This window comes from Gracilibacillus saliphilus, from assembly GCF_010994085.1.
GTDB classification, from domain to species: Bacteria; Bacillota; Bacilli; order Bacillales; family Amphibacillaceae; genus Gracilibacillus; species Gracilibacillus lacisalsi.
In genome coordinates this window covers 569,140-583,163 of sequence record NZ_WJEB01000001.1, presented here as the reverse complement: position 1 = coordinate 583,163, position 14,024 = coordinate 569,140, and the positions used below count along the sequence as shown (strand labels likewise).

12 protein-coding genes are annotated in these 14,024 nt (G+C 35.8%); 4 read left to right on the top strand and 8 right to left on the bottom strand.

What is annotated here, in order from left to right:
- Positions 1-24: 24 nt before the first annotated feature.
- The 3 genes from GHT08_RS02800 to GHT08_RS02790 form a co-directional block, all read right to left on the bottom strand.
- Positions 25-1,002, bottom strand: coding sequence for an alpha-ketoacid dehydrogenase subunit beta (locus tag GHT08_RS02800; protein WP_163579599.1), 978 nt, complete (start codon positions 1,000-1,002; stop codon positions 25-27).
- A 3-nt stretch (positions 1,003-1,005) separates the two neighbouring features.
- On the bottom strand, positions 1,006-2,088 hold the full coding sequence (gene pdhA / locus GHT08_RS02795; RefSeq protein WP_018932819.1) for a pyruvate dehydrogenase (acetyl-transferring) E1 component subunit alpha: 1,083 nt from the start codon (positions 2,086-2,088) through the stop codon (positions 1,006-1,008).
- A 389-nt stretch (positions 2,089-2,477) separates the two neighbouring features.
- Positions 2,478-3,122: a YkyA family protein gene (locus tag GHT08_RS02790; protein ID WP_163579597.1), complete on the bottom strand. Its 645-nt coding sequence runs from the start codon at positions 3,120-3,122 to the stop codon at positions 2,478-2,480.
- Between the two features lie 172 nt (positions 3,123-3,294).
- Here GHT08_RS02790 and def point away from each other — a divergent pair, with 172 nt between their 5' ends.
- Positions 3,295-3,852, top strand: a complete 558-nt coding sequence (def, locus tag GHT08_RS02785; protein WP_163579595.1) for a peptide deformylase — start codon at positions 3,295-3,297, stop codon at positions 3,850-3,852.
- 282 nt (positions 3,853-4,134) lie between these two features.
- On the opposite strand, the gene GHT08_RS02780 is transcribed toward def, so the two are convergent.
- Entirely contained in the window at positions 4,135-4,911 is a 777-nt protein-coding gene (locus GHT08_RS02780) for a Cof-type HAD-IIB family hydrolase (protein ID WP_163579594.1), read from the bottom strand.
- Between the two features lie 430 nt (positions 4,912-5,341).
- On the opposite strand from GHT08_RS02780, the gene GHT08_RS02775 reads away from it, so the two are divergent.
- Together GHT08_RS02775 and rnjA are read left to right on the top strand one after the other, a co-directional pair.
- On the top strand, positions 5,342-5,551 hold the full coding sequence (locus tag GHT08_RS02775) for a DNA-dependent RNA polymerase subunit epsilon (RefSeq protein ID WP_163579592.1): 210 nt from the start codon (positions 5,342-5,344) through the stop codon (positions 5,549-5,551).
- Between the two features lie 3 nt (positions 5,552-5,554).
- Positions 5,555-7,222, top strand: a complete 1,668-nt coding sequence (gene rnjA, locus GHT08_RS02770; RefSeq protein WP_163579590.1) for a ribonuclease J1 — start codon at positions 5,555-5,557, stop codon at positions 7,220-7,222.
- A 76-nt stretch (positions 7,223-7,298) separates the two neighbouring features.
- Here the strand turns inward: rnjA and GHT08_RS02765 are convergent, their stop codons facing one another.
- From GHT08_RS02765 to GHT08_RS02755, 3 genes are all read right to left on the bottom strand, one after another.
- A complete protein-coding gene (locus GHT08_RS02765) occupies positions 7,299-7,970 on the bottom strand; it encodes a potassium channel family protein (protein WP_018932825.1) in 672 nt (223 codons plus the stop codon).
- A gap of 136 nt (positions 7,971-8,106) precedes the next feature.
- On the bottom strand, positions 8,107-9,933 hold the full coding sequence (locus GHT08_RS02760) for an ABC transporter ATP-binding protein (protein WP_163580084.1): 1,827 nt from the start codon (positions 9,931-9,933) through the stop codon (positions 8,107-8,109).
- 27 nt (positions 9,934-9,960) lie between these two features.
- On the bottom strand, positions 9,961-11,712 hold the full coding sequence (locus GHT08_RS02755; protein WP_163579588.1) for an ABC transporter ATP-binding protein: 1,752 nt from the start codon (positions 11,710-11,712) through the stop codon (positions 9,961-9,963).
- A gap of 200 nt (positions 11,713-11,912) precedes the next feature.
- On the opposite strand from GHT08_RS02755, the gene GHT08_RS02750 reads away from it, so the two are divergent.
- Positions 11,913-12,746, top strand: coding sequence for a mechanosensitive ion channel family protein (locus GHT08_RS02750; protein ID WP_238343488.1), 834 nt, complete (start codon positions 11,913-11,915; stop codon positions 12,744-12,746).
- 99 nt (positions 12,747-12,845) lie between these two features.
- On the opposite strand, the gene GHT08_RS02745 is transcribed toward GHT08_RS02750, so the two are convergent.
- Positions 12,846-13,961 carry an N-acetyldiaminopimelate deacetylase gene (locus tag GHT08_RS02745; RefSeq protein WP_163579586.1) on the bottom strand — a complete coding sequence of 372 codons (1,116 nt, stop codon included), beginning with the start codon at positions 13,959-13,961 and terminating at the stop codon, positions 12,846-12,848.
- Positions 13,962-14,024 lie beyond the last annotated feature (63 nt).

The following is a 14,024-nucleotide window of genomic DNA, read 5'->3' as shown; positions in this document are numbered from 1 at the left end:
GACCTCCCGTCTCGATTTTATTGCTTAAAAATTAATGACTTTATTTACTTTTTCGATAATATCGTTATAGTTTGGTAACCAAACTTCTTCTGCTTGTGTGAAAGCATATACTGTATCAGGAGCAGCCACTGTAAGGATAGGTGCTTCTAAGTGTAGTATAGCTCGTTCTTGGACATTAGATACTACATAAGAAGCAATACCTGCTTGACGTTGCGCTTCTTGCACCATTACTACGCGATTTGTTTTCTCTACTGATTTAATAATAGTATCGAAGTCAACAGGCATAACCGTACGTAAGTCAATTACTTCTGCATCAATGCCGTCTTTTTCTAGTTCTTCCGCTGCTTTTAATGAAGAGTGTACCATTGCTCCATATGCGATTAATGTTACATCATTTCCTTCATGTACAACATTTGCTTTACCTAATTCTAGTGTGTAGTCTTCCTCGGGCACTTCTTCACGGAATGAACGGTAAAGTTTCATGTGCTCTAAGAATACTACCGGATCATTGTCACGGATAGATTGAATTAAAAGACCTTTTGCATCATAAGGACCAGATGGAATAACTACTTTCATACCTGGTTGTTGTGCAATCAGACCTTCTAAAGAGTCAGCGTGAAGCTCCGGTGTATGCACACCACCACCAAATGGTGAACGAATCGTAATTGGAGCCGTTTGTGTATTACCAGAGCGGTAACGTAAACGTGCCATTTGACCATTAATAGCATCCATTGCTTCATACACGAAACCAAAGAATTGAATCTCCGGTACCGGACGGAAGCCTTGAGTTGCAAGACCAATGGAAATACCTGCAATTGCAGATTCAGCTAAAGGTGTATCGAATACTCGATCTTCACCGAATTCTTTTTGTAAACCTTCCGTTGCACGGAAAACCCCGCCATTTTGGCCAACATCTTCTCCGTATACAAGGACATTTTCATCATTTTTTAATTCTACTCTTAAAGCATCAGTAATTGCTTGTATCATTGTCATTTGAGCCATGATTTACTTCGACTCCTTTGCTTTATATTCTTCCATTTGTTCCTGCAAGTGAGCTGGAAGTTCTTCATACATATTACCGATTAGATCAGTAACTTTTTGTTTTGGTTGTTCATCTGTTTTCTTAATCGCTGCTTTGATTTCTTCTTTAGCTTTTTCGATCACTTCATTTTCTTCTTCTTCAGACCATAAGCCCTTTTCTTCTAGGAATTTACGGAAACGAACGATTGGGTCTTTCTTCTCCCATTCATTATCCATATCTTCCGTACGATATCGGGTAGGATCGTCACCAGCCATTGTGTGAGGACCATAACGATATGTTAATGTTTCAATTAATGTTGGACCTTCACCATTAACTGCACGATCTCTTGCATCTTTTGTCGCTGCATATACAGCAAGAACATCCATACCGTCTACCTGGATCCCTTCTATTCCAGCAGCTACTGCTTTTTGAGCTAATGTATCAGCAGCAGTTTGCTTTTCAACTGGTACTGAAATTGCAAAATGGTTATTTTGCACAACAAAAATAGCTGGAGCTTGGTACGCACCTGCAAAGTTGATTCCTTCATAGAAATCCCCTTGGGATGTACCACCATCACCAGTGTAAGTAATAGCTACTGACTTTTTACCACGTTTTTTCATACCTAATGCAACACCAGCAGCTTGTGTATATTGTGCACCAATAATAATTTGTGGACTTAATGCATTAACTCCTTCTGGCATTTGATTTCCATGATAGTGACCACGAGAAAATAAAAATGCTTGATAAAGAGGCAGTCCGTGCCAAATTAATTGAGGTACATCACGATAACCAGGTAAAATAAAGTCTTCTTTTTCCAGTGCAAACTGTGTTCCTAATTGTGATGCCTCTTGTCCTGCTGTCGGTGCATAGAATCCTAAACGCCCTTGACGGTTTAGCGCTATCGAACGTTGGTCAAGAATTCTCGTATACACCATGCGATACATCATTTCTTTTAACTCTTCATCTGAAAGATCAGGCATAGCATCTTCGTTTACGATTTTACCTTCTTCATTCAGAATTTGAAACGTTTCAAACTGTTCTTCGATATTTTCTAAAGTACGTTTCAAAAGAATTCACCTCTTCCTTTCCTTTATAGCCTAATTTAAATTTATCAAAATTAGCTTTCCCAAAAGATTAAAAAATCTGTACCAAAGTCATTATTATTGCTATACCCTTTAGGACAAAAAATAATCTGCCTATGTAATAAATAAACTGTTACATAAGAATTGACTTAAAATACTGGTACAATTTTTACACATGTATAGTTTAGCTTATTGAAGTCTGTTGGTCAAACACTTTGCAAGATTTAATTACATTTTTATTCTACCTTTTTAAAATCGTATCCCTACATTTATTAAAGCGCTTTTACAAAATCTGTTTCATAAACTTTCTTTATCTGTACTATTATTGTTACTTTTTAAAACAACAAAAAAAGCTTCCGAAAAAATCGAAAGCTTTACTCATATACGACATTCAAATCAGCAGCTTTATAGAAATCTTCTTTAAGCTGATTGTATGTATCTGTTAGTTCATTAAATTCCGTATTAATTTCCATTACTTTATCATATGATTGGTTTACTGTATCAATTTGTTCACGGAGTTTTTCTTCTGTAAGTTCTTCGTCCATAAATAATTCATATAAAATTTTATCTTGATCTAAAGAGCTTAAATATGCTTCATTTAATTGTTGATAAACTTCATAGCGTTGATCCATCGTTTGAATCATTTCTTCAGCTATTTCTTTAGGTTCTTCATCTAAATCATCCACATAGTCTTTAACTTGAGAAAATTCTTCTTCTGCTCCTTGCATACTTTCTAATTCAGTTTGAAGTAATTCTTTTCGTTCTTCAATCGTATCAATTGCTTGTTCTGACAATGATGTAATTTCATCCATCTCATCAGCAGTCAATTCGATAATTTGGTTATATAGTTCTTGTTCTTCTTCTTCCAGTGCTGTAAATGGTTCTTGTTGTTCAACAAATGTTCGTTCTAATTCTACTGTTTCTTCTAAGTGTTCATACATGTCATTAGCGACAGATTCTCCACTACATCCCACTAATACCAGTGTAAGCAAAAAGCCGATTAGTAATAATCTTCTCATATTCCCTAAATCCTCCTAAAGCAACTTCAAAAATTATTATAAGCCAATTTATTATAACATAAAAAACCTTTGCATTTATACAAAAGTTAAAATTGCATAGTAGAATTCTATATTTTTTACTCATTTTTCGTTATGATAGATAATACGAATATTTATGAAGAGGTGTATGTCAATGATTACGATGAAAGATATAGTTAGAGAGGGAAATCCTGTTTTAACACAAGTGGCAGAAGAAATAGAACTGCCATCAACTGAAGAAGAGAAAAATACATTGGAAGAAATGCTACAGTTCTTAAAGAATAGTCAAGATGAGGAGATCGCTAAAAAATATGATCTACGAGCTGGTGTTGGCTTGGCCGCACCACAAATTGGCATATCTAAAAGAATGATCGCTGTTCACTTTCGAGACTTTGATGACAAAGAATACAGCTATGGATTATTCAATCCGAAAATTATCAGTCATTCTGTTGCGGAAACATACCTATCTGGTGGTGAGGGTTGCCTATCCGTTGATAGAGAAATACCTGGGTATGTTCCTCGCTATCAAAAGGTTACAATAAAAGCCACTGACTTAGAGGGAAATGAAGTGAAGCTTAAATTAAAAGGCTATGCCGCGATTGTGTTCCAGCATGAAATTGATCATTTAAATGGTGTGATGTTTTATGATCGCATAAATAAACAAGATCCATTTGCAGTTCCGGAAAACGCTAAGCCTTGTGATCCAAAATAATACACTCTGTACACAAAAATCCCGTTTCAACAAGATTGAAACGGGATTTTATTATGACCTTATCGGAAATAGATTAGATAAAAATGAAAATTTATTTAGCGGATATTGAATCCCTTATTTAGTTCATTTTGGCTTAATTGAGCACTATTTTCGATGAATAGCGGAATAGATGTCCGCAGACACCCTGAAAACGGAGATTTTGTCACAAATAACGGAACGAATGTCCGCATTACTTCGAAGCATATGTATTTTTTGTTAACTTTGTAACCGATTAGAAACATTTTATTGGATCAATGATAATTTCCTCATGGCGTTGCTTAGACCGTTTTGATCTACGTCATCAGTTACGAAAGTTGCCGCTTCTTTGACTTCTTGTACACTATTCCCCATCGCAACACCTGTATGAACTGTTGAAATCATTTCTAAATCATTTAAACCATCGCCAAAAGCATATGTATCTTCCAAGTTAATATGTAATGCCTCCATAAATTTCTCAATACCTTTTGCCTTTGATCCATTTTTCGGCATAACATCACAGGAAACTGGATGCCATCTAACAAAACGTAATTGTTGAAATGCCTCTTCATAAACAAGTTGTTCCTTTGGCTCACTAAATAATAAAACTTGAAAGATTGGTTGATTTTTATAGTACTCCGTATCCATTAATGGATGATTTCGCTTTAAACTGCCCATACCTTCCTCAATTTGCGGATGATTAGTTACAGTAGACTTCATATCATCAACACTTTGGTAAACAAGTGGATGATTATGGTCAACGCTATATGCCGTCAATTCTTCCAGTTGCTCAGAGTTAATCGGATTTTGATATATAACCTCACCATTGTATACAACATATTGGCCATTAAAACTAATATACGATTTAATATTTAATTCCTCTAAGATATCTTGAAACATAAATGGTGCTCTTCCGGTAGCTATCGATACAATCACACCAGAATCTTGTAGTTGTTTAACTGCCTCTTTTGTTGCGGTCGGAATTTGTTTGTCATGATTTAAGATTGTCCCATCAATATCAAGAAATACAACTTTTTGTCCCACATTCATTCTCCTCTATATATAATTTAAAAATAACCAAACTGATTATACCACGAAGAAAATGCATAAGTATAATCTTCTCAGTAAAAACTAAGGAAAGCTATTGATATTCGAGACCTAAATAATAAGCAAATTAGAAAATAATTCATTTATTTTAACCTTTTTTGTTTCAAATTTCCGAAATTCATACTATACTATATAGTAATAGGGATTGGATCGGTTCGTTGAATACTTGCTTTTCTTTTCTATATAGATAGGAAGGAGTTGAGCAGTAATTATGTTAAAACGTTTAAAAGAAAAATTAAAACGACGCATGCGGGAAGTTTTACGGAGAAAACGTATACCAACTACTATTAATCGTTCTGATGATGTGTACAACCAACAAAACAAACCATAGAATCGAAAAACAACTAACAACTAAAGGAGAGATAGTATGATCTATAAAGTACTTTATCAAGAAAACGCATCAGAAATACCTGTACGTGAACATACAAAGAGTTTATATATCGAAGCATCTTCTGAAAGAGAAGTGCGTGACTCTTTAAAAGGAAAGCATATTAATATTGAATTAATCCAATTGTTAAGTGAGGCACATTTAGAATTTGAACAACAATCACCTTTTTACAAAGTGGAGACTGCTTAATATATGAAATTTGTAAAAAATGACCAAACAGCGGTTTTTGCTCTAGGTGGTTTGGGCGAAATTGGTAAAAACACATACGGTGTTCAATTTCAAGACGAAATCATTCTTATCGATGCAGGAATAAAGTTTCCTGAAGATGAATTATTAGGTATTGATTATGTCATTCCTGACTACACCTACCTTGTGCAAAATCAAGATAAAATAAAAGGTTTATTCATTACACATGGTCACGAAGACCATATTGGTGGAATACCTTATTTGCTACGTGAATTAAATGTGCCTATTTATGCCGGCAAATTAGCAATTGGCCTTATACGAAATAAATTGGATGAACATGGATTATTACGAAAGACAAAGTTACACAGCTTCCAAGAAGATGATGTAATTAAGTTTAGAAAGACAGCTGTGTCCTTCTTTCGAACGACACATAGCATTCCCGATTCTTATGGTATTGTTGTAAAAACACCTCCAGGAAATATTGTTCATACTGGTGATTTTAAATTTGACTTCACACCAGTAGGTGAACCTGCCAATTTGGCCAAAATGGCCGAAATTGGTAAAGAGGGCGTTCTTTGTCTATTATCAGACAGTACGAACAGTGAAGTTCCTGGATTTACTTTATCAGAACGAGTAGTTGGTGACAGCATTAATGATATTTTCTCACGAGTGGATGGCAGATTAATTTTTGCCACTTTTGCTTCAAACATCCACCGCTTGCAACAAGTCGTTGAAGCAGCCGTTAAACATAACCGTAAAGTTGCCGTATTCGGACGAAGCATGGAAGCTTCCATTAAGATTGGACAAGAGCTCGGATATATTCGTGCACCTAAAAACACGTTTATCGAAGCACATCAAATAAACCAACTTCCTGCTAACGAAGTGACCATCCTATGTACTGGTTCACAAGGAGAGCCTATGGCTGCATTATCTAGAATCGCTAACGGTACACACCGTCAAATTCAGATTATACCTGGTGACACAGTTGTATTCTCTTCCTCACCAATCCCTGGGAATACACTAAGTGTCAGTAGAATTATTAACCAATTGTATCGTGCCGGTGCTGAAGTCATTCACGGACCACTTAACGATATCCATACTTCAGGACATGGTGGTCAACAAGAACAAAAATTGATGCTACGACTTATTCAACCAAAGTATTTTATGCCAATCCATGGCGAGTATCGTATGTTAAATGAGCATACAAAATTAGCGGAAAGCTGTGGTATACCACCTAAGAATAGCTTTATCATGGATAATGGCGAAGTATTAGCCTTAGGAAAAGATAGTGCTGCAATCGCTGGTAAAATCCCTTCTGGCTCAGTCTATGTAGACGGTAGTGGAATTGGTGATATTGGTAATATTGTATTGCGCGACCGACGCATCCTTTCTGAGGAAGGATTAGTTATTGTAGTCGTAAGTATTAATATGAAAGAATTCCAAATTGCATCAGGCCCAGATATTATATCGCGTGGCTTTGTCTATATGCGAGAATCTGAAGACTTAATTAACGAGGCTCAAAAGCTTGTTTCCAAACATTTGCATAAAGTAATGGAACGCCGGACTACACAGTGGTCTGAAATCAAAAATGAAATTACCGATACAATCGCTCCATTCCTTTATGACAAAACAAAACGTCGTCCAATGATCTTACCAATCATTATGGAAGTATAATGTAGCTAAAAAACCCGTTTCAATTATTAGTTGAAACGGGTTTTTAAGTTTAAGTATAGATCCTCTGGTACACAAACTAGTCTTCTACAACTAACTGCTTTTCAAATCGGGATATGTCTTTATCCGCTCCAATAACGATAAGAATATCATCTCGCTCGATCGTTTGTGTTGCCATCGGAGATACATTAATACCTTTCTCGTCAGCTTCTTTAATGGCGACAACGTTACAGCCATACTGAGCACGAATATCTAATTCCAACAAGGTTTTGCCGTTCATTTTCTCCCCTGCTTTAACCTCCACAATACTATGATCATCAGATAATTCCAGGTGATCTAAAATATTGGTCGAGATAATACTATGTGCAATACGTTTCCCCATGTCACGCTCTGGATGTACAACATGATCTGCACCAATTTTATCTAATATTTTTGCATGATAATCATTTTGAGCTTTAACGGTTATTTTGTTGACTCCCAATTCCTTTAACATCAATGTAGTAAGTGTACTTGCTTGGATATCATCACCAATGGCGACAATAACATGGTCAATATTTCGGACTCCTAATTCCTTTAACACATTTTCATCAGTTGTATCCGCAATTACAGCATGTGCTGCAATATTTTTAAATTCTTTTATTCTATCCTCTTGTATATCGATAGCCAATACATCCAAACCATCTGCACTCAACTCACGGCAGATACTTCCTCCAAATCGACCTAACCCAATCACTGCAAATTCACGTTTCATATAAATTCCTCCAACACTTATAATCATACTCATTTTATCACATTGAAACAAAAAAGAAACCAGATTTAATATCTGGTTTCCATTTTTATACTATCCGTAAGTGAAAAAGGAGATGGATTTGCTCCAGACACTTTTCTTATAACGCGTCTAGCATTTCAAATTGCGATTTAACAAGATCATAATATTCACCTTTTTGCTTCATTAAATCATCATGGCTCCCTTGCTCCAAAATACGACCATGCTCCAAAACAATAATATTATCTGCTTCTCTAATCGTAGACAACCGGTGGGCAATCATAATTGCTGTCCGTCCTTCCAGCAATTTTCTTAGTGCTTGTTGAATTTTCACCTCTGTTTCCGTATCAATACTAGCTGTTGCTTCATCTAAAATTAAGATCCTAGGATCAGCTAATAATGCACGGGCAAAAGATAACAACTGTCTTTCACCAGCAGACAATATATTGCCCCGCTCTTCTACTTCTGTTTGATAGCCATTGGATAACCTTTTAATAAAATCATCTGCTCCTACAACTTTTGCGGCTTCTATTACCTCTTCATCTGTTGCTTCCGGACGTCCGAAACGAATATTCTCCATGATTGTACCTGAAAAAATAAAAGTATCTTGCAGTACAACTGATATATTCGTTCGTAAACTATCTAATCGCATATCACGAAGATCATGCCCGTCAATCTTAACGGTACCTTCAGTCGGATCATAAAAACGACTGATTAAATTCGCAATGGTTGACTTACCTGAACCCGTATGACCAACAAGTGCAACCGTCTGACCTTGTTTCATTTCCAATGAAATTTCATGTAATGCTACACGATCTTCATCATAGGAAAATTGTACTTTATCAAATACGATATGACCTTTCATATCATGAAAAGCTTTTGCATGCTTTTTCTCTTCAACATTTGGTTGTTCATCTAAAAACTCAAAAATACGTTCTGAAGAAGCCATTGCTACCAATAATTGATTGTAAATCTGTCCTAATCGAGAAATTGGTTCCCAGAACATACCTAAACAGAAAGCAAAGGTAACGAACACACCAATCTCAATATTTCCTATAATAATCAGATGTGCACCATATGAAATTAAAATCACTGTACCAATCGCGTTACTCATCTCTACGAAAGGACCGAAATATGCACTCTTTTTCATGGCAATTCGTTCTTTTTCATAGTTATCTGTGTTTACACCATTAAAGAATTCTGTATTTTCTTTTTCCTGTGAGAAAGATTGGGTAATACGGATCCCTTGCATACTTTCGTTCAAGTGTGAATTCAGACGTGATTTTTGAATACGTACATCCTGCCACGTACGGCGTATCTTTCTTCTTAATTTAGTAGAAATAAAGAACATAATTGGTAAAATTATTAGAACGGCTAATGCTAATGGTGGACTTAATGCAAACAGGATGACAATAATACCTGACAACATCACAACATCCATTAGTAAATTAATAATCCCGTTCGTAAATAATTCTTGTAAAGAGTTAACATCGTTTAATATCCGGACCAGTATAGATCCTGCCGACCTCTTATCAAAAAAGTTGTGAGATAAACGTTGTACATGTGAAAACAAACTTTTACGTAAATCATGAATAACTCGTTGACCTAAAATATTTACCCATCTGATTCGATACGTGTTTGCTACATAACTTAATAGATATAATACTGAAATTCCTATAATTAAATAGGTAAGTAAACTAACGTTTTGATCTGCTATCGCCCTATCAATAACCCATGTACCAATGATCACCGGTACAACTAATCTGACAATAGTAGAAACAAGCATCGCCACTATTGCAGCTGGCATAAGTGTTTTGGCGTATGGCTTTAAATATATTAGCAGCCTCCACATTTGCTTCCAGTTAAACGGCTTTTCCACCGCCTGGTCCAATGGATAATAAAAGCGATTCAAATGGGGACTATCTTTTTTCATCTCTTTTGCTGTCATCGACTTCGCCACTATGATTCCCTCCTTCTATTCAACAGAATGCATAATACTGTCTCGATCTTGATATTGAATATCGTAGATACGACGATATGCACCATGCTGTTTAATTAGTTGATCATGTGTGCCACGTTCCTTAATTTCTCCTTCTTCTAATACAAGAATCTCATCAGCATGCTTTAATGAAGAGATACGATGTGCAATAATAAATGTTGTCCGACCATCCATAACTTCTTTAAGCGCTTTTTGAATCTGAAATTCCGTTTCCATATCTACTGCTGATGTTGCATCATCTAACACTAGAATACTTGGGTCAATTAAAATCGCACGAGCTATTGCAATTCTTTGTTTTTGCCCTCCGGAAAGTCCCATACCACGTTCCCCAAGTAATGTATCGTAACCATTCGGCATTTCCATGATAAAATCATGTGCCTGTGCTCGTTTAGAAGCAGCTATAATTTCATCCATGGTTGCACCTGGATTACCGTAGGAAATATTCTCCTTAATGGTTGTAGAGAATAAAAACGATTCTTGCAATACAAAGCCAATATGTTTACGTAACCATTTTAAAGAGTAGGAGCTAGTTGGTTTCCCATCAACTAAAACTTCTCCTTCTTCTGGTTCATAAAATCTTGTAATTAACTGTGTAATACTTGTTTTACCTGCGCCGGTAGGACCAATTAAACCGATAACTTTTCCCGGTGGTGCATCAAACGAAATATTTTTTAATGCAGAATCATCATCTTCCGTATACGTTAATGAAACGTTGTTAAAAGTAACATGACCTTTAATGCGTTCCGGAATAATCGGGTCATCTTCTTCCACTATATCCTCTTTCGCTTCAAGAATTTCCAACAGTCGTTCACCAGATGCCTTTGCCTGTGAAAATTGGTTCACAATAAAACCTAAATGCATTAAAGGTCCTAAAATATATGTTACCAAACTAAAGAAAGCAACAAGTTCACCTAGCTGTATGGAACCATTAATCACTAAGTAGCCACCATAAATTAATAATGCTACCATACTAATATTTCCGATAAACTCCATTAACGGAAAATATCTCGACCATATGTTAGACGTGAAAATATTAACTTCTTTATAATTAGCATTATTTGATGTAAATCTTTCAATCTCAAAATCTTCTTTCGATAAAGATTTAACCGTATTCATACCACTCACATTCTCTTGAATACGAGTATTTAGTCGACCTAATGACTTTCGGACACTTCTGAATGCCGGGTGTACTTTTTTATCAAAGCGATAGACAACGACAGCCAAGAATGGCATAGCAGCCATTGTCACCAGTGCTAGCGGTATAGAATAATAAAACATTACCCCTAAACTGATTACTATTAATAATGATACTCTGATTAGTTCACGAAAACCTGCTGCTAAGAAAAAACGGAAACCTTCTACATCCATTGTTAACCTCGACATTAGATCACCAGTACGGGCGTTATCATAATAAGTAAAAGAAAGCCTTTGCAATTTCTTGTACAATTGATCACGCAAAGTATATACAGCCTTCACACCAAACAAGTCACCTAAGTACTGTTGCAGAAAGTTGGAAACCCCTTTCAAAAGCATAATTAAAATAAAGCCAACTGCTAAGAACGGAATCAGTTGATAGTTTCCAGGTGTAACCACATCATCAATTGTAATTTGTAAAATGATTGGATATACTACCGTAATACCGGCTACAATCATAACAAATAGCACCGATAAGAAGAAGTATTTTTTAAAAGGCCAATAAAAGTCTTTCAGTTTTTGAAATGTTTCCATCTTGTTTGCACCCCCTATTTTTTTACGTATGTATAAATATAACGGCATCCGAAATAAATTTCCACCTTTTCGACTTATTTTCTAAAAATTTTTTTAATTTTTTTAATTCTTGGTAATAGATTAAAGGATCTAGCCTATCATTTGCGTGTTAATTTACATTTTTATATGATAGAGTTAATCATCAACAGAGGAGGCAAAGCATGTTTGAAGATGGATTACAGATTGATTGGAGTTACATATTAGAAAACGTGATTAATTATGGTATTAAGATTTTAGTACTTATCATTGCACTACTTATTGTATCGCCAATCGGAAAGAAATTAATCTCTGCAGCTCTTAAAAAATCGAGTCAGCGACAAAATGTATCTGAAGCAAGAATGCAAACTTTAGAAAAACTACTATTAAATGTTTTTTCTTATGTTTTAATTTTTGTTTTTGTCGTTATGTTCTTTGGCATCATTGAACAACCAATTGGTCCCCTACTTGCTGGTGCAGGGGTTGTAGGTTTAGCGATTGGTTTTGGAGCTCAAGGATTAGTAAGTGACATTGTAACTGGATTTTTTATCTTATTGGAAAAACAGATCGATGTTGGAGACTATGTGACTGCGGCTGGATACAACGGAATTGTAGAGGAAGTTGGTTTACGAACTACAAAAATTCGTGGCTTTGATGGCACGCTTCATTATGTTCCAAACAGGGAAATTGCTGGGGTCAGCAACCACTCCAGAGGAAATATGCGAGCACTAGTTGATATTGGCATAAGTTATGATGATAATATTGATCAAGCAATGGCAGTATTAAAAAGTGTATGTAAAGAATTCGAGACAGATCCTCGCTTTGCGGAAGGCCCTGATGTATTAGGTGTACAAGCCTTCGGATCTAGTGAGGTAGTTTTACGCATTATTGGTAAAACCGAAAATATGGAACAATGGGGTGCAGAAAGAGATATTCGTAAACGGATTAAAGAAGCGTTTGACGAAAACAATATCGAAATCCCATTCCCACATCAAGTGTACGTACAAAAGAATAACTAAGCAAAAAACTCACTCATTTCAGAGTGAGTTTTTCTATTGAATGATTCTATAGAAAATACTGACTGATCATTTGCGTGAATATTATCGTTTCATTACTCCCTATATCTCTTTCATCGTTGTTGTTACTGCTCTAATACCTATTTCGATCGCATCTTCGTTCGGGTTTAGTTTGCTGTGATGCAATCCATATGGTGAATCTACACCTAACCAGAACATAAAGCCTGGTATTTCCTTTAAAAAATACCCAAAATCTTCACCAGTCATCGCCGCATTTGCTTCTCTATACTGAATCCCTTTCTTTTGTACGGCTTCAACAAACTTATCGACACATATCCTATGATTGTTCACTTGATAATACATTGCACCATAATCTACTTTAATTGTACAATCATGGGCAATTTCGAAGCCTTTGATCATATTCTCGAGTTCTCTTTTTATAGTCGACATTGTTTCCGGTTGTAGTGTACGTATAGTACCTTCCAGTCGTGCTGTTTCTGCAATAATATTTTGGACGGTTCCAGCAGTCATTTTCCCTATTGTGATCACACCACTATCTAAAGGATCCACTTTTCTGGAAATAATTTGTTGTAATTGTGTAACAAAACTACTGGCAGTGACAATCATATCTTTCGATAAATGCGGGTATGCAGCATGACCACCCTTTCCGGTGAAATCAAGAAATAACTCACTTGTATTAGCAAACAAGATACCTGCTCTACTTGACACGGTTCCGACAGGCAGTTCAGGTGCTATATGTAATGCAAAAATATTGTCTACCTTCCACTGTTGAAATTTTTCAGATGCGAGCATAGGTTCAGCTCCACCTGGTCCCTCTTCCGCTGGCTGAAAAATAAATAAGACATTATCATCAATTGGATTAGCACTAATTTCGTCGAGAGCTCCTAATGCAATGGTCATATGTAAATCATGGCCGCATGCATGCATTTGACCATCGTGTTCAGACTGAAATGAAAGGTCTGTTTCTTCTTTAATTGGAAGTCCATCAATGTCTGTACGGTAACCAATTGTTTTCTTCGGATTTTTTCCTTGTACCAAAACAAACAAACCAGTTTCCCATTTGGTAATTTCAATATTTGATCGTTTCATATTTTTAATAATTTGTAGTAAATATGCTTGTGTCTTATATTCTTGAAAACCAAGCTCCGGAATCTTGTGCAAATCACGTCTAATTGCTACTAACTGATCCTTATTCATCAAAACTTCCCCCTTTTCCGTTATTCATACTAGATACAAACTGCGAAGTAATAAAAGGTGAAA